Source organism: Paenibacillus sp. ACRRY, from assembly GCF_022346995.1.
Taxonomy (GTDB): domain Bacteria; phylum Bacillota; class Bacilli; order Paenibacillales; family Paenibacillaceae; genus Paenibacillus.
The window spans coordinates 549,657-574,596 of the sequence record NZ_JAKRNM010000002.1 but is presented as its reverse complement, the minus strand read 5'-3'; the positions used below and the strand labels follow the sequence as shown (position 1 = coordinate 574,596).

The 24,940-nt window shown below is 47.4% G+C and carries 20 protein-coding genes and 1 other annotated feature; of the genes, 2 read left to right on the top strand and 18 right to left on the bottom strand.

Features of this window, described 5'->3' with window-relative positions; all coding sequences use genetic code 11:
* Positions 1-63: 63 nt before the first annotated feature.
* The 7 genes from pyrE to pyrR form a co-directional block, all read right to left on the bottom strand.
* A complete protein-coding gene (pyrE, locus tag MH144_RS11740) occupies positions 64-705 on the bottom strand; it encodes an orotate phosphoribosyltransferase (protein ID WP_239299972.1) in 642 nt (213 codons plus the stop codon).
* On the bottom strand, positions 702-1,442 hold the full coding sequence (gene pyrF / locus MH144_RS11735; RefSeq protein ID WP_275440093.1) for an orotidine-5'-phosphate decarboxylase: 741 nt from the start codon (positions 1,440-1,442) through the stop codon (positions 702-704). Before pyrF ends, pyrE begins: the two co-directional genes overlap by 4 nt.
* 101 nt (positions 1,443-1,543) lie before the next feature.
* Positions 1,544-4,762 (bottom strand): carbamoyl-phosphate synthase large subunit, encoded by a 3,219-nt coding sequence (carB, locus tag MH144_RS11730; protein WP_239299970.1) that lies wholly within the window; start codon positions 4,760-4,762, stop codon positions 1,544-1,546.
* A gap of 1 nt (position 4,763) precedes the next feature.
* A complete protein-coding gene (gene carA / locus MH144_RS11725) occupies positions 4,764-5,906 on the bottom strand; it encodes a glutamine-hydrolyzing carbamoyl-phosphate synthase small subunit (RefSeq protein ID WP_239299968.1) in 1,143 nt (380 codons plus the stop codon).
* 335 nt (positions 5,907-6,241) lie between these two features.
* Entirely contained in the window at positions 6,242-7,546 is a 1,305-nt protein-coding gene (locus MH144_RS11720) for a dihydroorotase (protein WP_239299966.1), read from the bottom strand.
* 124 nt (positions 7,547-7,670) lie between these two features.
* On the bottom strand, positions 7,671-8,582 hold the full coding sequence (locus tag MH144_RS11715; RefSeq protein ID WP_481857356.1) for an aspartate carbamoyltransferase catalytic subunit: 912 nt from the start codon (positions 8,580-8,582) through the stop codon (positions 7,671-7,673).
* Positions 8,582-9,145 carry a bifunctional pyr operon transcriptional regulator/uracil phosphoribosyltransferase PyrR gene (gene pyrR / locus MH144_RS11710; RefSeq protein WP_239299962.1) on the bottom strand — a complete coding sequence of 188 codons (564 nt, stop codon included), beginning with the start codon at positions 9,143-9,145 and terminating at the stop codon, positions 8,582-8,584. Before pyrR ends, MH144_RS11715 begins: the two co-directional genes overlap by 1 nt.
* A 662-nt stretch (positions 9,146-9,807) precedes the next feature.
* Between pyrR and MH144_RS11705 the strand changes: the two genes are divergently transcribed.
* Positions 9,808-12,483 (top strand): YhgE/Pip domain-containing protein, encoded by a 2,676-nt coding sequence (locus tag MH144_RS11705; RefSeq protein WP_239299960.1) that lies wholly within the window; start codon positions 9,808-9,810, stop codon positions 12,481-12,483.
* Positions 12,484-12,627: 144 nt separating this feature from the next.
* On the opposite strand, the gene MH144_RS11700 is transcribed toward MH144_RS11705, so the two are convergent.
* The 8 genes from MH144_RS11700 to lspA all read right to left on the bottom strand — a co-directional run bounded on the left by MH144_RS11700 (position 12,628) and on the right by lspA (position 19,202).
* Positions 12,628-13,929: a DUF6080 domain-containing protein gene (locus MH144_RS11700; protein WP_239299958.1), complete on the bottom strand. Its 1,302-nt coding sequence runs from the start codon at positions 13,927-13,929 to the stop codon at positions 12,628-12,630.
* Between the two features lie 52 nt (positions 13,930-13,981).
* Positions 13,982-14,302: an EamA family transporter gene (locus MH144_RS11695; RefSeq protein ID WP_239299956.1), complete on the bottom strand. Its 321-nt coding sequence runs from the start codon at positions 14,300-14,302 to the stop codon at positions 13,982-13,984.
* Positions 14,289-14,609: an EamA family transporter gene (locus tag MH144_RS11690; RefSeq protein ID WP_239300628.1), complete on the bottom strand. Its 321-nt coding sequence runs from the start codon at positions 14,607-14,609 to the stop codon at positions 14,289-14,291. The genes MH144_RS11695 and MH144_RS11690 overlap by 14 nt, the downstream gene beginning before the upstream one ends.
* The gene (locus MH144_RS11685) at positions 14,606-15,238 is read right to left on the bottom strand and encodes an HAD family hydrolase (protein WP_239299954.1); all 633 of its coding nucleotides are present in this window, start codon (positions 15,236-15,238) and stop codon (positions 14,606-14,608) included. Before MH144_RS11685 ends, MH144_RS11690 begins: the two co-directional genes overlap by 4 nt.
* A 36-nt stretch (positions 15,239-15,274) precedes the next feature.
* On the bottom strand, positions 15,275-16,165 hold the full coding sequence (locus tag MH144_RS11680; RefSeq protein ID WP_239299952.1) for a decaprenyl-phosphate phosphoribosyltransferase: 891 nt from the start codon (positions 16,163-16,165) through the stop codon (positions 15,275-15,277).
* 206 nt (positions 16,166-16,371) lie between these two features.
* On the bottom strand, positions 16,372-17,625 hold the full coding sequence (locus tag MH144_RS11675; protein ID WP_110821237.1) for an LL-diaminopimelate aminotransferase: 1,254 nt from the start codon (positions 17,623-17,625) through the stop codon (positions 16,372-16,374).
* A 109-nt stretch (positions 17,626-17,734) separates the two neighbouring features.
* Positions 17,735-18,652, bottom strand: a complete 918-nt coding sequence (locus MH144_RS11670) for an RluA family pseudouridine synthase (RefSeq protein WP_481857355.1) — start codon at positions 18,650-18,652, stop codon at positions 17,735-17,737.
* A gap of 55 nt (positions 18,653-18,707) precedes the next feature.
* Positions 18,708-19,202, bottom strand: coding sequence for a signal peptidase II (lspA, locus tag MH144_RS11665; protein WP_095290000.1), 495 nt, complete (start codon positions 19,200-19,202; stop codon positions 18,708-18,710).
* 219 nt (positions 19,203-19,421) lie between these two features.
* Here lspA and MH144_RS11660 point away from each other — a divergent pair, with 219 nt between their 5' ends.
* Positions 19,422-20,165 carry a TraR/DksA C4-type zinc finger protein gene (locus tag MH144_RS11660; protein WP_239299948.1) on the top strand — a complete coding sequence of 248 codons (744 nt, stop codon included), beginning with the start codon at positions 19,422-19,424 and terminating at the stop codon, positions 20,163-20,165.
* Between the two features lie 13 nt (positions 20,166-20,178).
* On the opposite strand, the gene MH144_RS11655 is transcribed toward MH144_RS11660, so the two are convergent.
* From MH144_RS11655 to MH144_RS11645, 3 genes are all read right to left on the bottom strand, one after another.
* Positions 20,179-20,589: a DUF5665 domain-containing protein gene (locus MH144_RS11655; RefSeq protein WP_481857354.1), complete on the bottom strand. Its 411-nt coding sequence runs from the start codon at positions 20,587-20,589 to the stop codon at positions 20,179-20,181.
* A gap of 167 nt (positions 20,590-20,756) precedes the next feature.
* Complete coding sequence (gene ileS, locus MH144_RS11650; RefSeq protein WP_239299946.1) at positions 20,757-23,855, bottom strand: isoleucine--tRNA ligase; 3,099 nt, start codon at positions 23,853-23,855, stop codon at positions 20,757-20,759.
* A 77-nt stretch (positions 23,856-23,932) separates the two neighbouring features.
* Positions 23,933-24,222 (bottom strand) — a binding site (T-box leader).
* 58 nt (positions 24,223-24,280) lie between these two features.
* Positions 24,281-24,790, bottom strand: coding sequence for a DivIVA domain-containing protein (locus tag MH144_RS11645; protein WP_056696170.1), 510 nt, complete (start codon positions 24,788-24,790; stop codon positions 24,281-24,283).
* Positions 24,791-24,940: the final 150 nt, after the last annotated feature.

Genomic DNA, 24,940 nt, shown 5'->3' with positions numbered 1-24,940 from the left:
GCGCGAATCATTACAATTTTGATACTGTTCACAAGTCGAACAGCAGAAGATACGTAGATGATATTATTTACCAAATGAAGAAGGATCTTCACGCCAGGATTTGAGCAGCTCGAAATCACTCTCCTGGATGGTTCCCTGGGCCAAAGCCACATCCATTAGGGCCGTATAGTTGGATAGGGTTTGCAGCTCAATGCCAGCTTCTTCAAATGCTTTTACCCCTTTATCCAGCTGATAGCTGAAAATCGCCAGCACGGCTAGAGGCGTCGCCCCTGCTGCACGTACCGCTTCTGCGGCTTTGATTGAACTGCCTCCCGTAGAGATCAAGTCCTCAATAACAACCACGTTTTGACCTTCGGTAATGATGCCTTCAATCAGGTTCTCCTTACCGTGCCCTTTCGCTTTGTCGCGAATGTAAGCCATTGGCAGATTCAGCTTTTGTGCCACCCAGGCTGCATGCGGAATACCCGCTGTCGCTGTACCTGCAATAACTTCTGCATTCGGGTACTGTTCACGAATAATGGCAGCGAAGGCTTCGGCAATATCGTTACGAATCTCCGGATAGGACATCGTCAGGCGGTTATCACAGTAGATTGGAGACTTAATACCGGATGTCCAGGTAAATGGCTGCTGCGGGCGCAGTGCCACAGCGTTAATTTTCAACAGTTGGGAAGCAATATGGTTAGGAATTTCATTCAGTGCGATCATGCGTTCAACATCTCCTTCAAAATGGTTTCTGCTGCTTCACGTGGATTGGGTGCGCCTGTAATCGGTCTGCCTACAACAATGTAATGGCTGCCTCTGGCAATGGCTTCACCCGGCGTCAGGACACGTGTCTGATCACCAAGACCGCTGCCTGCCGGCCGGATTCCCGGAGTAACGGTGTGGAAATCACTACCGCAGGCTGCCCGGATTGCCGGCACCTCGAGTGGAGAAGCCACAACGCCATCCAGACCCGCTTCATGAGCCAGTCCAGCATAACGAACCACTGCTGCTTCCACACTTCCCTCGATGCCAATCTCGTTGTTCATCGTTTCCTGGCTTGTACTGGTAAGCTGGGTAACAGCGATAATCTCTGGTCTGCTTAGAGAAGGATCAGCAGCCAGTGCCGCTTCCGCCCCTTCACGTGCAGCACGCATCATGCTCGTACCTCCTGCAGCGTGTACATTGAACATGTCTACGCCGAGGCGGGTTATACTTTCGGCACCACCGCGAACGGTATTGGGGATATCATGCATCTTCACATCGAGGAACACCGAGTACCCTTTCGCTTTCAGCTCCCGGATAAAGTCCGGACCCGCTGCATAGAACAGCTGCATCCCCACTTTCAGATAACAGGGAATGCCCTCAAGTGCCTGTACCAGATTCTGTGCCTGCTCTGCATCAGGATAATCGAGTGCGACCATCAAACGTCCAGCCATTTCATTGAAATTAGAGTGATTCATCCAGTCCGCTCCTTCCACATGCTTGTTTTTTCCGTTTTTGCCCGATATAAAGGACATCCCGCCAACCCTCAGGCTGACTGATGTCCTTCATCAGTAACTATTTATTTTACAAAGGCAGGCATTGCCTCCGAAGAGAAGTTGATCGTTTGCAGCATGATCAGCAGCGCACGAATCGTATCCAGTGAAGTCATACATACAATGCCGTTCTCTACCGCTTCACGACGAATTCGGAATCCGTCACGCTGCGGTGTTTTGCCTTTGGTGAGTGTGTTGAAGACAAAGTTCGCTTCGCCGCTGCGAATCATATCAAGAATGTTCGGCGAACCTTCACTTAATTTGTTCACAGTCGTTACCGGAATGTTCGCTGCTTCAAGCGCAGCTGCTGTTCCGCCGGTAGCCATGATTTTGTAACCCAGTCTGTAGAAACCTTCGAGCAAAGGAACTGCTTCGTCCTTGTCTTTGTCTGCTACAGTCACTACAATCGCTCCAGTTGCGGGAATTTTCATTCCTGCACCGATGAGACCTTTGAACAACGCTTTAGCGTAATTCGGGTCACGACCCATAACCTCACCTGTGGATTTCATCTCTGGTCCCAGGGTTGGTTCAACACGACGCAGCTTCGCGAAGGAGAAGACCGGAACTTTGACAGATACATGATCCGACTCAGGCCACAGCCCGTCGACATAACCAAGATCTTTCAGTTTCACACCCAGAATGGCTTGTGTTGCCAGGTTCGCCATCGGAATGTTGGTTACTTTGCTCAGGAATGGTACGGTACGGGATGAACGCGGGTTCACCTCGATCACATACACTTGGCCATCATGGATGACGAACTGGATGTTGACGAGACCAATCGTTTTGAGTTCTTTTGCAATTTTGATTGTGATCTCAATGATTTTTTCTTTCAAATCCTGGGACAGGTGTTGTGGCGGATATACCGCGATGGAGTCACCGGAGTGCACCCCTGCGCGTTCGATATGTTCCATGATTCCTGGAACCAGTACCGTTTCACCATCACAGATGGCGTCTACCTCAACTTCTTTACCCAGCATGTAACGGTCAATCAGTACCGGATGTTCCGGATTGATTTTAACCGCCTGTTCCATATATGTCAGCAATTCGGCATCGGAGTATACGATCTCCATGGCGCGACCGCCAAGTACATAGGAAGGACGAACCAGCACAGGGTAACCCAAACTTTGTGCCGTCTCTACTGCATCATCTACGGATGTTACTGTTTTGCCTTTCGGCTGTGCAATTTCCAAACGGGACAGAAGGCGTTCGAATTTCTTGCGATCTTCTGCCTCATCGATGCTCTCCAGATCCGTTCCGAGTATCGTTACACCTGCATTACGCAGTGGTGCTGCCAAGTTGATCGCCGTTTGACCACCGAACTGAACGATAACCCCTACCGGCTGCTCCTGCTCAATCACGTTCATGACATCTTCGAAGAACAGAGGCTCGAAGTACAGACGATCGGATGTATTGAAGTCCGTGGATACCGTTTCAGGGTTATTGTTAATAATAACCGCTTCGTAGCCTGCCTTTTGCAAGGCCCATACTGCGTGTACTGTTGAGTAGTCGAACTCGATCCCTTGACCGATCCGGATTGGTCCCGAACCCAGCACTACGACTTTTTTCTTATCCGAAGGGATAACTTCATTCTCCGTTTCGTACGTCGAGTAGTAGTATGGCGTTGTTGCTTCGAACTCCGCTGCACATGTATCAACCATTTTGTATACCGGACGAAGGTTTTCCTGCTCACGACGCGCTCTAACCTCTGCTTCTGTTGTCAGCGTGCTTCCAGGTTGGCCTTGTGCACGCAGTTCAGCAATCGCACGGTCCGTGAATCCAAGACGCTTCGCTTGATACAGCGTTTCGGATGACAGCTCGGATTCCTCGCGGATACGATCTTCGAAGCCGACTAAACCTTCGATTTTGTCCAGGAACCACCAGTCAATCTTCGTCAGATCCTGCAGTTGTTGTAATGTATAGCCTCTGCGGAATGCTTCGGCTACTAGGAACATGCGCTCATCATCCGCTTTGACCAGACGTTCGTTCAGCGTAGCTTCATCCAACGCTTCTGCCTCTTTCAAGTACAGACGGTGCACACCGATCTCCAACGAGCGGACTGCTTTGTGAATCGACTCTTCGAAGGTACGGCCGATGGCCATAACCTCGCCTGTTGCTTTCATCTGTGTACCCAGCTTCCGGTTCGCGGAAGTGAACTTGTCGAACGGCCAGCGAGGGATTTTGCTCACGATATAATCCAGTGTTGGCTCAAAGCAAGCATAAGTTTGGCCTGTTACCGGGTTGACAATCTCATCAAGCGTGTAACCCATGGCGATTTTGGCAGCCATTTTCGCAATCGGATAACCGGTCGCTTTGGAAGCCAGTGCCGAGGAGCGGCTTACCCGTGGATTCACTTCGATAACATAGTACTGGAAGCTGTGCGGATCCAGGGCGAACTGTACGTTACATCCACCTTCAATGTTAAGGGCACGAATGATTTTCAGGGATGCTGAACGCAGCATTTGGTATTCACGGTCAGACAGCGTCTGGCTTGGTGCCACCACGATACTATCACCTGTGTGAACGCCTACCGGATCAAAGTTTTCCATGTTGCAGACTACGATACAGTTATCGTTTTTGTCTCGCATGACTTCATACTCGACTTCTTTCATGCCTGCAATACTCTTCTCGACCAGACATTGCCCAATCGGGCTGTAACGAAGTCCTGCTGCGACGGTCTCGCGCAGCTCTTCTTCATTCGCACAGATCCCGCCGCCTGTTCCGCCAAGTGTGTAGGCTGGGCGCACGATGATGGGATAACCAATTTCTCCTGCAAACTCAAGGGATTCCTCAAGTGTTGTTACGATAACACTCTCAGGCACAGGCTGTTCCAATTCACGCATCAGGTCACGGAACAGGTCACGATCTTCCGCTTTCTCAATGGATGTCAGCTGTGTTCCGAGCAATTTCACGTTTTCACGTTCCAGGACACCGGCACGAGCCAGCTCCACGGCCATGTTCAAACCAGTTTGACCGCCAAGCGTAGGCAGCAATCCGTCTGGGCGTTCCTGACGAATGATCTGAGTGACGAAATCGAGTGTAATCGGCTCGATGTACACTTTGTCAGCCATGTTGGTATCAGTCATGATGGTTGCCGGGTTGCTGTTAATGAGTACAACTTCCACGCCTTCTTCTTTCAGTGCCTGGCAAGCCTGTGTGCCGGCATAATCGAACTCGGCCGCTTGACCGATGACGATTGGACCGGAACCAATCACCAGGATTTTTTTGAGATCTTTGTTAATCGGCATGTTATTGCGCTCCTTTCACTGCGGCTGCCAATACGGCTTGACGCGGCTTTTGCGGGTTAGTGATTTTGTGCTCACGAATCATTTCAATAAAACGGTCGAACAGATAGCTGTTATCATAAGGACCTGGCGCTGCTTCCGGGTGATATTGTACCGAAAACGCAGGGAATGTTTTATGTTTCAGACCTTCAATGGTCTTGTCATTGTTATTGATGTGTGTAACTTCCAACCCAGTGTTCTTCACTGACTCTTCGTTAACCGTGTAACCGTGATTCTGGGATGTGATGAAGCAGCGTCCGCTCTCCAGTTCTTTCACCGGATGATTACCACCGCGGTGTCCGAACTTAAGTTTCTCCGTATCCGCACCTGCTGCCAGGGCAAAGAGTTGATGACCGAGGCAGATACCAAAGATCGGATACTCGCCAAGCAGTTCACTGATCATTTTCACGGCATGTGGCACATCTTTCGGATCTCCAGGGCCGTTAGACAGCTGAATGCCATCCGGATTCAAACGACGAATCTCGTCTGCTGTAACATCATGAGGCACAACAACAACGTCACAGTTGCGTTTGCTCAGTTCACGCAGAATTCCTGTTTTCGCACCATAGTCCACCAGAACGATACGTTCTGCCGTTCCCGGGCTGTTGTACACATGCTGTGTAGACGTCAGAGGAACCTGGTTGCGCAGCTCGGCGATGCTTGTGTCTCCCATCATCTCCAGCAGCTCTTCCACAGGCTTCGATCCTGTTGTGAGAATACCCTTCATTGTGCCGTGATGACGAATCCGGCGAGTCAACATGCGTGTATCAATTTCGCTGATGCCTACAATGCCGTACTCTTTGAGCAGATCGTCCACGCTGTATTCTGCGCGCCAGTTGCTCGGTACCGGTTCATGACGACGAACCACGAAGCCGTGCACGAATGGACGGATGGATTCGAAGTCGTCACGCGAAATCCCGTAGTTACCGATCAGCGGATACGTCATGGTTACGATTTGACCGCAATAAGAAGGATCCGAAAGCACCTCTTGGTAGCCTGTAATTCCCGTATTAAAAACGACCTCACCTGTAGTTTCACCTTCAGCACCGAACGCTTTTCCGGTGAACAGTGTGCCGTCTTCCAACAATAATCTTGCCTGTGCCTGCATCCCATTTCACTCCTCTGTGTTTATCAACGTTGAATGCATTTTGAGTTGAACATGGAGTTACGTTCGTGCGGCTCCGCGGACAGAAAACCTTTCGATCGCTGTTACCCCCGGATTACTTTTTGATCCATTTTCAAATGGGGTAATCCGAGGATAAAGGCGAACACTTCGTTTCTTCAGGTCTTTTCGGTCCACTCCGCAGTTACGCTAGTCTCCAAATTCAAAAGCATGACATCAACTTTGCTTGTTTCGTATGTTTACACTCTCGACATGATCGGCCTCGAGTTCGTTGTAAGATTTATTGAATTAAAGAGTTAATGATTCATTTATATACCGATTTACTGTTGTACCGTGTTATTCCATACGCTTTTGCCATCCACCCAAGTCTGTACCGGCCAGCCTTTCAGCTTCCAGCCCGTAAATGGTGTGTTTCTTCCTTTGGTAGCAAACGCTGCAGGGTCAACTGCCTGTTCCTGATTCAAATCAATCATGGTCAGATCCGCAGGGGCTCCCTCTTCCATCTTGCCTGTATCCAGTCGGAATACCCGTGCCGGATCGGCTGTCATGCGTTGAACCAGGAAGTCCAGACTCCAAAGTCCTGTTTCCACAAACTTGGTGTACAGCAGCGGGAAGGCGGTTTCGAATCCAACGATTCCGAATGGTGCCAGTTCCATGCCTTTGGCTTTCTCCTCTTCACTATGCGGCGCATGATCCGTTACGATCATGTCCAACGTTCCGTCCAGCAAGCCTTCAATGCAAGCCTGCACATCACGCGGTGAGCGAAGTGGCGGGTTCATTTTCCAGTTGGCATCCATGCCCGGTATGTCCTCATCGGACAGAACCAGATGATGCGGACATACCTCAGCCGTCACCTTAATGCCGATCGATTTTGCCAGACGAATCAGGCGAACCGATTGCTCCGTACTTACGTGGCAGACATGGTAGTGAACACCCGTTGCTTCAGCAAGCAGAATATCACGGCCAACGTGAATCGCTTCGGATTCATTCGGAATGCCTTTGATACCATGGCGCTTGGAGAATTCTCCTTCAGTCACGTATCCACCTACAACCAGAGAGTCGTCTTCACAGTGAGCGATGACTGGCATATCCATGCTTGCCGCGAGGCTCATCGCGTCTTTCATCATTTGCGCGTTCTGCACGCCAACGCCGTCATCCGTGAATCCGATGGCGCCTGCTTCCTTCAAAGCGGCAAAATCCGTAAGCTCTCGACCAAGCTCGTTTTTGGTAATGGCTGCATACGGCAGAACTTTTACCAAATCAGCTTCCTTGGCTTTATTCAGAACCAACTTTACTACATCCGGACTATCTGTTACGGGTCTTGTGTTTGGCATGCAGGCGATTGTTGTAAAACCACCTTGTGCCGCTGATCTGGCACCTGTCTCGATGGTCTCTTTGTGTTCGAAACCAGGTTCACGCAGATGTACGTGCATGTCGATCAAGCCTGGAATCACCAATTTGCCTGAAGCATCCGTAATGCTGTGCGCAGACTGCTCTGCTTTTAGGACGGCTTCGTCTTCCACACTGACGATCTTTTGAATCTTGCCTTCATTTATAATGATCGTTTTCCGTTCGAGTTCCCCTTGAGCATTCAAAACATTCGCATTTTTAATAATCTGTAGCATAATTGCCCTCCGCTTCGGTTCTAACCCGGATTCCCAGAGAATCCGAATGATCTGGATTTATCGTATACTTTACCGTCCTAAAGAAGATCCGCCCTGTCAGCCTATGACCCATAGCCAGACCCTGTTACAGCTTTAACGCGCGTTCCATGACCGCCATGCGAATCGGAACACCGTTCGCCATCTGCGGGAAAATCCGCGATGCTGTACTCTCTACAACCGCGTCGTCAATTTCAACGTTCCGGTTAACAGGAGCAGGATGCATGATAATGGTGTTTGGATTCAGGCGTGCCGCCCGTTCTTCCGTCAATCCGTAGTGTTCGCGATAATCCTCAGCCGAGGTAATAAGACCATGTTTATGGCGTTCCAGCTGAACCCGCAGCATCATGACTACATCTGCATTCAATGCTTCTTCCAGACCTACATAAGGAGCGTGCTCTGCCAATTCCGGTGCTTGCATCGTTTGCGGAGCACAGAATCGTACATCTGCTCCGAACTTTTGCAGCGCCCACAAGTTCGAGCGCGCAACCCGGCTATGCATGATGTCTCCAATAATTGATACACGCAAACCTTTCAGTTCACCGAATGCTTTTCGCATGGTGTACAGATCCAGCAATGCCTGGGTTGGATGTTCGTTATTTCCGTCTCCCGCATTTACCAGTGGAACATTCACCTTCTGAGCCAGCTGCTGCAGAACACCTGCTGGCTTCAGCCGAATCACTCCCGCATCAATTCCCATGGATTCAAGTGTTCGTACGGTATCATAGATGGATTCGCCCTTCTCTACACTGGAAGCAGCTGCCGTGAAGTTCAGTACTTGTGCACCCAGTCGTTTCTCAGCCATTTCGAATGAGAAGCGAGTACGCGTACTGTTCTCGAAGAACATATTGGCAACAAAGCGTGATTCAAGTACAGGTACCAATTTATCCTTCTGAGCCTCCCAGTGGGCTGCTCTGTTAAGAATCGCTTCAATCTCACTGCGACTAAGTTCTTTCAGTCCGAGCAAGCTCCGGTCTTTCAATGCTGTCTGTGTAATCATCATGCTTGCTCCCCCCGGTTCTGAATGATTTTGACTTCGTCCTGTCCGTCCGTTTCCATCAGCGCTACTTCAATCTCCTCTGATTTGGAAGTCGGCACGTTTTTGCCGATAAAATCAGGTCGAATCGGAAGTTCCCGGTGTCCGCGATCCGCGAGTACTGCAAGCTGAATGTTCTGCGGTCTTCCACAGTCCATCAGGGCATCCATCGCTGCACGAATGGTACGTCCGGTATAGAGCACATCATCGAACAAAATCACTTTTTTGTCATGAATCGAAAGTGATTCAGGTGTCATTATCAACAGTTCCTTGCGATTCGCTTTGTTCTCGTCCAAGCGGTCATCGCGGTAAGGAGTTACATCCAGTTCTCCCCAGGGGACTTTGGCGCCTTCGATTTCTTCAATCTTCGCAGCGATCCGTTCTGCGAGATAAACGCCCCGCGTACGGATACCGACCAGCACACAACCGTCAATCCCTTTGTTTTTTTCCAAAATCTCATGGGCAATCCGTGTTAATGCGCGGCGGATCGCCGTTTCATCCATAATGACATGTGTTTCTGTGCTCATGCGTTCAGCCTCCTCAGGATTTCCCTCCAGATCATGGCCCCGTGACAGGAGAACAAAAAAGACTCCTTGCCGTATTTATTGGCAAGGAGTCTCCGAACTTCAGACCGCTCTGAAGAAAGTTTACTCTCGGGATGCACCGTCATATTGCCGCAGCAAAAAACGATGTATCATTCACGTTACCTTGCCAGTCTCACGGGACTGATTTAAAGGTGCTATTCATGTCGAACATACTGAAGTGCCTCACAGGGCGCTATGATCAATATGTCCTTTTATCTTCATGAATTATGACAGAAAGACAACCCCCTGTCAACACCTCACCTTAGCAGGCGAACTCCCCCTGCTGTATTCCCCTTAGAATCAACAGGTTGGCTGAAAAACATCCATGCACATCACATTTCATTCATTACTCATAATTATACAATAATTCTGTATATTTATCCATAGGTATTTGCAAACGCGAATCGATCCAATATAATCCTTCTATTTATAGCAGCTTTAATTACAGGAATGTTCGATTATTCATCCAAGAACGGGGTAAAACAACTTTAAACCGAGCCCGTTCACATTCCCATACATAGGAACCGATATACATATAGATTTGTATCTTCCTGAGATGGGAATGATATTAAACCTGTAATTTGTATTTGAATTAGGAGGACATCATGCGTAACATATGGCAGATTTACAAAACAGACTGGCTTCACATTTTAAAAGTACCAACCGGCATATTCTTAATTGCAGCCATTATTTTGCTCCCCGGGGTATATGATTGGGTCAACGTCAAATCAGTTTGGGACCCATACAGCAACACTCAAGGAATTAAAATCGCGGTAACAACGGAAGATCAGGGAGCAACCGTCGCCGGAACAACGGTTAATATAGGAGACGAATTAGTGTCCAGCCTGAAGCAAAATAATAAGCTGGGTTGGACATTTGTGGATCAGGCGGAGGCCAGCCGTGGTGTGCAGACTGGTGATTATTATGCAAGTCTGCTTATCCCAGGTGACTTTTCATCCAAAATCACTGGTATTGTTGATGGAAAACTGGAACGTCCCGAAGTCGTCTATACCGTGAATGAGAAAGTCAATGCCATTGCTCCCAAAATCACGGGATCAGGTATCTCTTCTATTACAACGCAAATTAACGAAAGTTTTACCGAAGCGGTCAGCGAGGCAGTATTAACCAAATTAAAAGAAGCTGGTGTGGAGATCGATGCTCAGCTGCCTACCCTGCGCAAAATGGAAAATGGAATCTTTACACTGGAAAAGAACCTTCCTGCCATCCAGTCTGCGGGACAAAAAGTGTTGGAAGTCGAAAAAGCGATGCCGGAAATCGTAAAAGAAGCCCAAAAAATTGTAGAAATCGAGAAACGATTGCCGGAGATTAATGAAGCGGCACAGTATATACTTAAGGTTCAACAATACTGGCCACAGATCATGAATGCCTCTGCCGAGGTACTAGCCATACAGGAGCGAGTTCCGGATATTCGAAAAGCAGTCGAACGTATTCAAGAAGTGGATGAACATTTCGGTGAAGTATCCGGTGTCATTGATACGGCTTTAACCAAAACGGACAAGGCTCTAACTATCGTCACCGCTGCTCAAGATGAACTTGTCACTGTTGCAGACATTACAGAAAACGGAGTAGAACTCGCTGAAGGCATGAATCGTTTTGTGGATGCCAGTGAAGAAGCATTTCAGACGATCGGACCGGTTATCCGGCAAAATCTATTGCTGGTGCAGCAGATCGCGAATGCTGGCGGAGATCTGTTTGAACGACTTCAGAATACGGACCTTAGCGCACTCCCAACAGCGGACGAACTGGACAGCATAGCCGCTCGGCTTGCAGTTGCCGTAAAATTAGTTGACAGTATGGCCGATCTATTGGGCAAGATGGACAATCTTCTTCCAAACCATCCGTTAGCCGATAAAATCGCCAGATTGAATACCATATCGGACAAGCTACAGCTGCAAATGAAGCTTGCCGGTATCATCAGCGATGCATTACGTCGCAATACCACTCCACCAGCTGATATCATTGCTCAGCTGAGCACGTTATCAGAGGAAATCAACAGCGGTTTGAACCGAATCGTAGGAGCGTACAATGCTGAAATTGCGCCTGCTCTTACTACCGGAGCAGATAAACTAAGATCTATTCTCTCGGCATCAGCAGATACTTTACAAGGTGCACGAGACCGAATACCGGATGTTGCGGACATCCTGTCAGCTACCAAGGAAGGTATTTCTTTTGGACAGACGGAATTAAGAAAAATCCAAAGCGACCTGCCCCAAATACAGAATAAGATTCATGAAATCTCACGGACACTCCAGAACAAAAGTGAAGCTTTTATTCAGGCACTGAACACAGTAGCACCTTTAATTAAGAATGACCTGTCTAAAGTCGGGGCCAAGCTGAACGAAGCAGCCGATTTTGTTCGAAACGATCTGCCTCAGGCGGAGAAGCAGATTGGCAAAGCCTCTGACTTTGTACAACATCAGTTACCAGAGGTTGAAAAAGGTGTGCACCGCGTTGCCACACTTGTGCGAGAGGACCTGCCGGCCCTGGAAAGTGCAATTAGCAAGGCGGCGGATAAACTCAGAGAGGTGGAAGGCAATAATCAATTTGCCGAACTTGCCAAACTGCTGCGCGGGGATATTGAGGAAGAGAGTGCCTTTCTTGCGAGTCCCGTTCAAATTAAGGAAAATCAATTGTATCCGATTCCCAATTACGGATCGGCCATGTCGCCATTTTACGGCGTACTGTCCCTGTGGGTCGGCTCCACGCTCCTGATTTCCCTGCTTCGGGCTGAGGCAGAAAATCCGGACGGTAAGTTCCGAGGGTACCAATTGTACCTTGGACGCTTGGGTACGTTCCTGACCATAGGGTTGCTTCAGGCTGTGTGCGTAACGGTGGGAGATATGCTGTTCCTCGGAACATATGTTGCAGATAAAATATGGTTTGTCCTGTTTGCCATGTTGGTCAGCGCCGTGTTCGTCACGATCACATACACCCTATTGTCCGTATTTGGAAATATCGGAAAAGGAATTGCGATAATATTCATGGTGTTTCAGTTCTCAAGCTCGGGAGGAACATTCCCAATCAGCATGACTTCTCCCTTCTTCCAGGCATTGAACCCGTTTATGCCCTTCACGTACGCGATCAGCCTACTTCGTGAATCAGTGGGTGGCATTTTGTGGCAGGCTGCTCTCAAGGATATTCTATGGCTATGTATATTTATAGCTCTTAGTCTTATCCTTGCACTTGTGCTGAAACGTCCGCTTAGCAGTCTCACCAAGCGTTCAGCCGAGAATGCAAAGAAGACCAAAATCATAGCCTGAACCAATGAAACAACCCTCTGCACGATGCTGCAGAGGGTTGTTACTTAGGAGCCACACATTGAATTACAGATTAAATTCAAAGAAAGAGAGACAAGCCGAGTGGATATCATATCCATATGACTTGTCTCTCTTTTACTATTTACATCAATTCGCAGTCTGAGCCTGCTGCAATTGTTCGTATGACTGTTTGATCGTGGTCAGTGTTTCTACATGACGGTAGATATTATTTGCTGCCATCACCAGTACACTAATGAAGAGTAAACCGAGCATTATTTTTTTGCCGATCCCTGGACGAAGACCAACTACCCACCTTCCACCCAGCAGGAAAAAGGCAAACAGATAGTGACCAGCATACAGGTACATATCGTATTGGAACACAGCCAGTCCGAAACCAACTACGATATGCAGCAGAAATGCAAACAAAATATAAGGTGCAAGAGTCCACACTTCCCGTTCACGGATCCCCTTGATGAACCCGATCAGCGCCAGCAGCAATATCAAGATGCCGACAAGCTGAACATGAATCGGATTGGAGCGTGACAGATCCGTTACAAAAGCGACCAGCCCCGGATCCAGCAAATGAACTTTGGGAGAGAGCATTGGATTAATCGTCAGCAGAATCAGTGCCTTCCAATGAGCCGCAAACTGGAAAGGTGTAGCATAGCTCGTCCCTCCGTTCTGAATTCCGAGCAACCAATTGCTAACCCAACTTCTCCCCCCGAAAGCGACATACTGAATGCCTGTTAATACAATTATGAAAGCAACTGCCAGTGCCATGATTCCAATGTACTTTTTCCATGTGGAAGCCTTGCGCCAGGTACGCCAATTGAAAAACATAGCAGCAGCCAATGGAACAATGTTCGTTGAGGTCAGTCCAAAATTGATCGTAGCAACTAGGGCATTTGGCACATAGCGCACGTCATCCCGTTCACGTGAATATTTCATATAAAGAACGGACCATAGGATAAAGAACTGCACATACGGATAGGAATCCGGAATCAAAGCCGTGAACATCAGGTATGAACTCAATCCAAATACCACCGCGAAGAGCAGTGGTGTTGCGATTTGTCTATCTTTTTGACTAAGAAAAATAAAAACCAGCACTACGGATCCGGCGTTGATCAGGGATTGCAGAATGAGGAAGAACCAGTTCCCTCCCAGCAATTGCGATACTGCACCAAGCGTGACGACAAGAAATGATATTAACGGATGAATAACCGAAGAACTGTTCGCCCCATAGTACATGGACGGATCAAAATTAAATATATTCAGTGGAAATTGTTGCGTGTTAAATGGTGTATGCGCTCCAAGAACATGCGACTGATCCGCAATGTAGAGAACATAAGGTGCGTTCATTAGAGCATAAAAAAGGGTGAATCCCGCGAACAGGCATAGTGCCGTCCAATTTGTTTTACGATCATACCATATGTAGTCCAGAAATTTCATGCATTCACATCCAATATGTCATTTTTCAAAATTCTCTGTGCACTTCTCCATTTTACCAAACCAAGAAACACAAACCACCCATAATACAAACCACACCCAGCCAGCGAAGCGGTCCCACCTTCTCCTTGAATGCAAACTTGGCAATAAAAAGTGTCCAGACATACGTCAGCGCATTGGCAGGCAAGACCACCGTTAAGGGAAGGAACTTCAGCAGCACAATGTTCAGAAGTGCACCCATACCATAAAAACCGAGGCCCATGAGGAAATGCAGCTTTTTGCGACTTGTCGCATAGGCTTTCAAACCAGCACCACCCATAGCACCGCACAATGTCATTACAATCAGCACAACCACCATCCAGCTATCGGTCAACACTGGTTAATGTCACCCCGATTCCGAGCAGCACAACGGCTGCAAGCTTTTGTATCGTGAGATCTTCTCCCAGCAGAAAGTGACCGTAAATGAGCGCAAAAACATAGCTTGCACACATCAACGGATAAGCCACAGACAGCTTTTCAAGAGCAAAGGCCTTAATCATCAAGATGGCTCCCAGTCCATAACACACAAATCCAATGCCCAAATAGATCCACTCGGTCAGCCCCCATTTCCAGAACAACTGTCCAGTGGCCGTGAGAAAAGCGGAAACAAGCATTAACCCCTTGCCCGTATGACGTCCCTTCATTTCCCCCACGATAATGCCTCCATATCCGGAACCCTTCTGTTAATAAAATAGCGCTGTGCCACAAGCTGCATCACCGGCAGATCGGACAGAGAATCAGAGTATGAGCAGGACTGTTCGTAATCAATAACCATGTTTTTCTCACGCAGGTAAGCTTGTATCCGACGTACCTTCTCTTCTCCTTTGCAATTGACGCCCTCGATCGTACAGGTATACCCATTCTGATGTCGCACGAGTTCAGTTCCAATGACATGATCTACCCAAGGGAAGTTATTAAAATATTTCATATAAGCATGCGGAGACGCAGTCACCAGCAACACATGATAACCAGCTTCCTTGCGATGCTGCATTTCCACACTGGCCTCTGCAAAAACGGCGGTACGCAATCGGGTATCAAAAAAATGCTCCAGATCCTGTTCGGTCATGCGCTCAATACTCTTAAAGTACGAACGCTTGACTTGTTCCACACTCATTAGGCCCGCCTTGAACATCGCGGTATGAAAGGCAATAAGCGGAAGCCTCCATACCTGCCCAGGGTAACGGCGAACGCCGTAATGGACAAACTGAAACATCGAATCCCGGCGTATAATCGTTTTATCAATATCAAAAATGGCAATTTTACTGCTTCTCACCCTGATCCCCCTCAAACTTTTTAATCCATATATTCTTCATTCAAAAATCGCAAAGATGGCAACAACACTAACCACGTACAGAATTACGGTAACCAAAATGGGCTTGTCCTCAAACAAAACACGATCCGGTGACCCTCCCTGGTTCTTCATATGAATAAGATACAGATATCGGAACATGCCGTAGATCACCAGCGGAATAGTCCACATCAGGTGAACTGTACGGTCAGAGGTGAAGGTGAACAACGAATAGCTAATAATTGTTGCTGTCGTCACGATGGTATTAAACTGATCCAGCAATGTGACGGAGTAGTTATCCAGAACCTTACGATGTGAACCGGTATTTCCCTCAAGCAGAGTAAGCTCATTTCTCCGTTTGCCAATCGCCAGAAATAAGGATAGCAGCATAGTGCAGATCAGGAACCAGGGTGTAAAAGGTACATGAATCAATACACCGCCCGCTATGGCACGAAGAACGAATCCTGCTGCGATGGTCATCATGTCCACAATAACGAGATGTTTAAGCACAAAAGAGTAAGATACGTTCAACAGGAAATAAACAATGCATAGTCCACCAAAAAGTGGGTTCATCACAAAAGCAATTCCTACAGAAAGAATCAACAGGAAAATGCCAAACAGCAGGGCATGGCCAGGCTGAACCTGTCCAGAGGCAATCGGCCGGAACTGCTTCACCGGATGCTGTCGATCCCTCTCCCGATCCACGTAATCATTTAAAATATAAACACAGCCTGCAACAAGGCTAAACAAAATAAAACCAAGCAATGTTGATAAAATGGTTTCCGTGCGTATTTCCTCAAAGGAAAACAATAGCGCAGCAAATAACAGCAAATTTTTGGTCCACTGCTTCGGTCTCAGCAGCTTGAACAACCCTGAAAGGGTATTGCCCGTTCCTACTGTATGTGAGGACACCGTATTCGTTCTTGAAGACAACAATTTCCATAACTCCCTTCCAAACCTACTTCTGTCTATAAAAATAACGTAAAGACCTAATCATAAGTTGGTTGGTTAATTTTGTAAAGGGATAAAACGGAATTCATTATAAAAATACGGACATAAAAAAAGAGACCGTCTCCGGTCTCTCGATTTATTTCATTCACCTGTATTGGTGAATTCCATTAGAATTCGAATTGCACGTCACTCAGACGACGTTTGATTTCAGCGATAACGCGTTTCTCTTCCTCTTCCCCTTTGGCTTCAAAGGTAACTGAGAAACGAACAAAGTTACCGGCATCATCCCAAGGTACAGAGGAAATCAATTTTTCACGAATCAGGAATTGGGAGAAGTCTTCCCCGGACTCGAAACGACGTCCACCTACTACACCTTTTGGAGCTTCAACATACAGGAAGAAGGAACCTTTCGGTTTCTCAGCCTGGAAGCCCAGTTCATTCAGCGCAGCAACCAGCAGGTCATGACGACGGGAATATTTCTCTGCGATTTTCTCCGTAATTTCCGGATGGTTCAGACCATAGGCAGCAGCCTTCTGAATTGCGATGAATTGACCCGAATCGTTGTTGTCCTTCACATCACTGAAAGCTTTAACCACGAGCGGATTCCCTGCAACAAAGCCAATTCTCCATCCTGTCATGTTGTAAGACTTGGACAAGGAGTGCAGCTCAACGCCTACATCCTTCGCTCCAGGTACGGACAGGAAGCTGAATGGTTTATTACCGTCATAAGTCAGTGCAGCATATGGAGCATCATGTACAACAACAACGCTGTACTTTTTCGCCCATTCAATCACTTTCGTGAAGAATTCAACCGTAGCGCCAGCACCTGTCGGGTTGTTTGGATAGTTCAAATACAGCAATTTTGCACGTTTTGCAATATCCTCAGGGATGGTTGTCAAATCAGGCAGGAAGTTGTTTTCCTTCGTCAGCTGAATGTTGTAGACTTCTCCGCCCAGATATTTGGTGTGAGTACCCATAACCGGATAACCAGGAACCGTCATGATCGTTACATCACCTGGATTAATGAAGCAGGAAGGCATCATTGCCAGAGCTGGCTTGGACCCAATGGAGTGCACAATTTCTGTTGCCGGATCAATGCCTTCAACATTGAATACATTTTTCAGGTAAGCGGCTGCTGCTTCCTTGAATTCAGGGATCCCGTTATCAGCATAACCACGGTTCTCCGGTTTGGAAGCTTCTTGCGCGAGTGCAGCTACGATGCCTGCATCGGCCATCTCATCCGGTTCACCTACGCCAAGGTCGATCAGTTCAACATTGGGGAAATCTTTCTTTGCCGAAGCTTTGGCACGTTTGATTTTCTCGAATTTATAGATGTTGGTGTCTTTACCATAGTTGGAGCCGCCAATACGGTCGGCAAAATTGGTTTGAATGTATGTTTCTTGGTATTTATCGATACTCATACTCATGTTCATCTCCTCATTTGACGCAAATTTCTACAATCTAATATGAAGCATTTGCCCATGTTTAGCCATGGACAAAGTATCCGAACATTTGTACTTTCCCGAGTGGTCAGCGGCTGCGCAGTGAAGCTAGGACATCTTCCATGTCTTGTGGAAGCGGAGCTGAGAATTCCATGTACTCGCCTGTTGCCGGATGAACAAAACCAAGAACAGCGGCATGCAATGCCTGTCCGTTCATTTTAATCCCCTTGTTACGTCCATAGATTGGATCTCCCACAAGCGGGTGACCAATAAACTTCATATGCACACGTATCTGATGCGTTCGACCTGTCTCCAGTTTCAGTTCAAGCAGTGTATAATCGTTAATTCTCTCCGTAACATTGAAATGTGTTACAGCATGTTTGCTGTTACGTTCAGTCACGGTGTACATTTTACGATCATTCGTATCGCGCCCAATAGGCGCATCGATCGTTCCCTGATCATGACTCAAATGACCATGAACAAGTGCGATATACCGGCGGTTTACACTGTGATCCTTCAACTGAGCAGCCAGTGAGGCGTGAGCACGGTCGTTTTTGGCAGCCATCAGCAAGCCTGAAGTATCCTTGTCGATCCGGTGCACGATTCCAGGACGCAGTTCTCCATTAATGCCCGAAAGATCTTTACAGTGATACATGAGTGCATTAACAAGTGTACCTGATGTATGTCCCGGTGCCGGATGCACTACAAGACCACGTGGTTTGTTAATGACGATGACATCGCTGTCCTCATATACCACTTCAAGCGGAATATCTTCGGCAATGATCTCTACAGCCGTCGGTTCAGGAATCTGAAGTTCAATCAGATCACCCTCAGCCAATTTGGCATTAGCCTTTACACCAGCTCCGTTTACGGTAACCAGACCGTCTCCGATCCATAGCTGGACCTGAGAGCGGGAGACATCATCCATTGCTTCAGTAATATATTTGTCAACGCGTTCCTTCTTATGTTCAGCAGAAACAGTCCATTCCAATCGTTCATTGGTCATCAGGTCATCGTCTTGTACAGACGTATCCCCAGTAGTTTGTTCTTCATTGTGCATTTTACTCATGATGTTCATTCCCTTCAATCTTCGCGGCTGCCTTCTCGCGCCGCCCCTCAAGAAACGTCTCCACAATAATCAGTGCAACCCCGATACAGATAGCTGAATCGGCGATATTGAAAATCGGAAACGTGTAACTGCCAAAATTAAGCTGGACAAAATCCACGACTTCACCCGTCAAAGCGCGATCCAGGAAATTCCCGATGGCCCCACCAAGCACCAGACTAAGTGCTACTGGCAGCAATTTATGCGGGGAGTTTTTCACTTTTTGCAAGTACCAAATCAAAGCAATTACCACGATCACCGTAACGACGATAAAGAACCAGCGTTGGTCCTGCAAAATACCGAAAGCTGCGCCCGAGTTACGATGTGAAGTGATAACAAAGAAATTGCCTATAACCGGAATTTCTTCCCGAAGCTCCATTTGGGTCGCAATTAAATACTTTGTTCCCTGATCCACCAAAAATACGATAAAAGCGAGGATATAATACACCACGTTTGTTCGTCACTCCGTTCTTGTCTTTTCCAAACCATACCAGGCTATACGCCAGACTTGTTCATTGTAGCACAGCTGTTTGGAAGTCGTCCACGACAGGCATTTTCCCTTTCTTAATGGCAAATTCGATAACATTTCCCTTCTGTAATCAAGGGCTGATTGGCACATCCTAGACCAGAGACCAAATTCGGATTCCAGACGGACAGAAAGGGGAAAACGATGTCACAACTTACTTCAGAACAAATCCAATCCTTGCGTTCCCAATTGCTGGCTGAAAAAAGTGGTATTGAACATCGGCTTGAGCAAAATGACCATTACGGCCTCAGTGGGTCCATGAGATTTCAAACGGGTGAATTATCTCCTATCGATAACCATCCCGGTGATGTGGCTACCGAAATGTATGACCGGGAGAAAGATATTTCCCTTTTGGAGCATGATGAATTCCAATTGGAGCGTATCGACTCTGCCCTACATTCCATCGAAGAAGGCCATTACGGAACTTGTGCAGTTTGTCAGCAGCCCATTCCTTATGAGCGTATGCAAGCCGTTCCTTACACCAAGTATTGCAAAAAACATCAGCCTGAAACCGTTGTATCTGATAACCGTCCAGTTGAAGAAGAGTTTCTCGCTCCGGCCTTTGGACGCACGAGCCTCGATGAGCGCGATGATCAGAACGGCTTCGATGGTGAAGATGCGTGGCAGATCGTTGAAAGTTGGGGCACGTCGAACACACCAGCCATGGCTGAAGGCCGCGATATTGACAGTTACGATGTGATGGCCATTGAAGCTACAGATGAGGTTGAAGGCTGCGTCGAAGCCTACGAGAGCTTCGTAGCAACCGATATTTACGGTCATGATGTATCCATCGTTCGCAACAGACAGTACCGGCAGTATTTGGAGAATCGTGAAGGTGAAGGCTTGCTCGAAATTGACAACGATTCGGATCCATATGACATGTACTAAACATGCTGCGCCTCTAATATGTGTTCAATTCAAGCTGACGCTGTACGATACGGACGATATCTGCGATATAATCTCCTACGATCGGCAGATTGAGGGCTCCCAGCACCTGCAACACATAAATGATGGTTGCCGCAAAAAATGTAAAACCGATGGCAATTCCCACTCCTCGCGCTGCGCCTGATAACAGGTTCAGCCCGATCAATTTCCACGGGCGATTCAGCAATTCCGTATACTGTGCGATACGTGAACGTTCAAGCTCGTTAGCGAGCCGATTAGTCAGAGTATGGAGTTCCTCAATTTTGTCATTATCGCTACGTTGGGGGTTAGATTGTGAAGCGGACGATGGCTGCTTGTCTTCATTCATGAATTCGCTCAGTTCCTTTGGTTTCCATAGAGTAACTGCACAATAGAAATCATTGCCCATTTGCATAAAAACCAAACGAGCCAAGATGCAGGGATTATTCCCTGAGTCTAAGGCTCGTTTGTCTATACTCTATATCCTTTCCTAAATGGAATAGAGATACTCTACTTCATTTAGGATCCATTTGTAACTTGAGTTCAATCAATTCATCTGTATCGAAAAGGAATGGGTTACACCTCGATATAAACGCCCATTGCTTTACCGCTAGCTTCAATGCGTTCCATAGCTTCATGGGTACCAAATGTGACTTCAGTAACGAGTACATTCTCACGCAGAACTTCATCAAATGCCTCAATTGCAGCCTGGAGCTCAGGATCAACATCCAGTGTCAGGCGTACTCTCTTCTCAATCGGCAGGTCCAATTTCTTACGTGTGTCTTGTACGGAACGTACAACTTCTCGTACCCAACCTTCCTGTTCCAAAGCTGTTGTGATTTCGGTGTTGAGCGCTACTGTCAGACCGTAACCTGATGCCGAAGCAAAACCGGATTTGGCTTGTTTCTCCACCAGCAGCTCTTCACTTGTCACTTGCAGTTCTTCTCCTTCCGGAGAAACCACATTCAGCATACCTTCCGTCACCACTTTGCGTGTCTCATCTGCTGACATGCCCTTGAAGAAGTTCTGCAGGAAACCTACGTTCTTGCCGTATTTTTTCCCCGCTACTTTCAGATTCAGTTTCAATGTGAAATCAACGAATTCGGCATCGTTATGCTCGGTACGGATACCTTTGACATTGATCTCATCCTTGATGATCTCTTCATAGCTCGCCAGATCAAATCCTTTATCGAGCGATACAATTAACTCGGACAACGGCTGACGATTCTTGATACCTGTTTCGTTACGCACGTTACGAGCGAGTTCGACCACTCGGCGAGCTGTCTCCATATCTTGTTCCAGATCCAGATCGATCAACGCTTCATTTGCTACCGGGTAATCTTCCATATGAACACTTTCACCTGTAGTCAAGTTCAGATAGATATCCTCCGCAAGCATCGGTGTAAATGGCGCAACCAGCTTGGCTGTGGTCACAAGCACCTCTGTAAGGGTGCGATATGCATCCAGTTTATCCTCGGTCAATCCACTGCCCCAGAAACGGTCACGGGAACGACGGATGTACCAGTTGCTCAGCTCATCAACAAAGGCTTCAATCGCTTTGGATGAATTCAGATAATCATTGACGGACAGCGCCTTTTCCACAACGATGATCAGACTGTTCAGTCTTGACAGGATCCAGCGATCCAGCTTATGCGCTGAAGGCTTAAACGGATGTTCCTGTGGATCAAAACCATCAATGGTCGCATACAACGTCAGGAATGCATGCGTGTTAACCAATGTATCCACCATTTTGGATTTAGCTTCGCCCACAATGCCTTTGGAGAACCGTTTGCTGTTCCACGGTGCACTGTCAGACAACAGGGCCCAACGGAACGCATCTGTACCATATTCTTCAATGACTTCCCATGGATCAATAACATTGCCTTTGGATTTGGACATCTTCTGTCCGTTCTCATCCAATACGTGGCCTGTTGCCATAACCGCTTTGTAAGGTGCTTTGCCTGTCAAAAGAGTAGATACAGCCAGCAAGCTGTAGAACCAGCCACGTGTTTGGTCAATCCCTTCGCAGATCATATCCGCAGGGTATTGCTGTTCAAACGTTTCTTTGTTTTCAAACGGATAGTGCTGCTGGGCAAATGGCATGGAACCACTGTCAAACCAGACATCAATCACTTCCGGAGTACGTTTCATTTCATATTTACCACAGGAGCTGAGTACTTTGACTTCGTCTACATATGGTTTGTGCAGTTCCAGGTTCTCTGGTACATCTCCAACGGCACGTGCACGTAGTTCAGCGATGCTGTGCGGGGCGAACTGTTCGCCAGTCTCCTCACATACCCAGATGTTCAGCGGTGTTCCCCAGTAGCGATCACGGCTGATATTCCAATCCACCAGATCCTCCAGAAATTTTCCGAAACGTCCTTCACGAACGTGGCCTGGGTACCATTCCACTTCACTGTTGTTTGCAATCAGTTGATCCTTGATCGCTGTGGTTTGGATAAACCAACTGTCCATTGCATAGTAGAGAAGCGGTGTATCACAACGCCAGCAGAATGGGTAGCTGTGCTCATATTTCTCTTTGCTGAACAGGCGGCCTTTCTCGGACAGACTTCTCACGATATCAATATCGCAATCCTTAACGAAACGTCCCGCGAAATCCGTAACCTCTGCCACAAATTTACCTTCAAGGTCTACCATGTTGACAAAACTGATGCCATTCTCGCGACATACGCGGTAATCGTCCTCACCATGTGCCGGTGCCATGTGTACAATCCCTGTACCACTTGCATCCGTTACGAAGCTCGCACCAAGAATGACGTTTGTTTTTTCAGCCTGCACGTAGTTGAATGGAGGATCATACGTTTTACCAACTAAATCAGAGCCTTTCAGTGAACCGATGACTTCATACTCGCCTTTCGAGTCCTTCATGACTTTTTCCACGAGATTGGTTGCCATGATGTACACTTCTTCACCTTGACGTACACGGGAATAATCCATGTCTGGATTAACTGCGAGTGCAACGTGTGAAGGCAGTGTCCAAGGCGTAGTCGTCCAGGCAAGCACAAATTCACCGCTGTCATCCAGCTTAAATTTGGCTGTGGCACTAAGGTCTTTGACATCCTTGTACCCTTGGGCAACTTCATGGGAACTCAGGGTAGTCTGACAAGATGGACAGTACGGACTCACACGATGTCCGCGGTAGAGAAGTCCTTTTTCATGAATTGTAGCAAGGATATTCCATACACTCTCAATGTAGTTATTGTCCAACGTGATGTACGGGTTATCCATATCCGTCCAGTAAGCAATACCTTCTGTCAGATCACGCCATTGCTGCTCATATTCAAATACGCTTGCTTTACATTCGTTGATGAATTTTTCCACGCCATAATCTTCGATCTCCCACTTATGGGAAATGCCGAGTTTCTTCTGTACTCCAAGCTCAACAGGCAATCCATGTGTATCCCAGCCAGCTTTACGAACCACACGGTAACCTTTCATCGTATTGTAACGTCCTACAAAGTCCTTAATAACGCGACCCAGCACGTGACCGATATGCGGCTTGCCGTTTGCAGTCGGCGGTCCTTCGTAAAACACGAAATTCGGTTTACCTTCACGGTTCTCGATTGATTTCTTAAATGTATTTTCCGTTTTCCACTTGTTTAGCATGCGTAGTTCTCTAGCGCGTGCTTTCTCTTTGACATCCACTCTTTGCATCATGATCTTCCTTTCAATAATTGGATTGTGGACCGTCCACAATCCACATTTTTGGACACAAAAAAACCCCATCCCTGGAAAGGGACGAGGTTGTGCTCGCGTTACCACCCTAATTCTGTTCATCACAAACCATATCCAATCACATGGGTATGCTTTGTCATTAACAGCACTTGTGCCCCGCTTCACTACAGCAGGGTGCCGATATAACGTTCGGCTTACGGTTTCGCTTACGCACGGCCATTCATTGCCGCTTCAGCGTCACTTCTCCGGGGAGATATTCGGCTATAACTCATCCATTGGCTTGCACCAAACGCCAACTCTCTGAGGGATGAGATCATAACGTACTTGAACCCGTCATGGAATCATTATTCATTATGAATATAGTTATAGCCTCTTTGGAGCCAAAAGTCAACCGGGCAGGCAGACTAATAAATTTCCTTCATTTCCCGTTCACGGTCACGCACTTCCTGTTCGCGACTCTCCAGTGCTTCCCATCCATCCTGAGACAACAGTTCGAGCTGAGCTTCAACAAGCGTACGGAAACGGGCTCGGTAGATCGAAGCCTGCTTTTTCAGTTCTTCCACTTCCAAAGCAATCTTGCGGGATTTCGCCAAAGACTCGTTCACGATCCGGTCAGCATTTTTCTCTGCTTCCTTCACAATGAGCTGTGCTTCCTTCTTCGCATTGTTCTTCACATCGTCGGCTGCTTCCTGCGCTATGATAATCGTTTTGCTGAGCGTCTCTTCAATTGTGGCAAAATGATCCAGTTTCTCCTGAACGGACAGCAACTGATTGCTCAGCTCTTTGTTCTCGCGAATGACGCCTTCGTAATCTTTGATGACTTGATCCAGGAATTCATTGACTTCATCCTCGTCATACCCGCGCAAGCGTCGGGAGAATTCCTTGTTATGTATGTCCAGCGGCGTTAATGGCATGCTGTCCACCTCCTGTTAAAGTTCCTTCCCGTCCCGAGAAGGTTTGCAGCACATGGGTATCACCCAAAGGGTCGTATGCAAGATGTCATATAGCAACTTGAACGACTTGCACTTGCAGAATCGACGTTCTGATTCCAATACGGTTATATC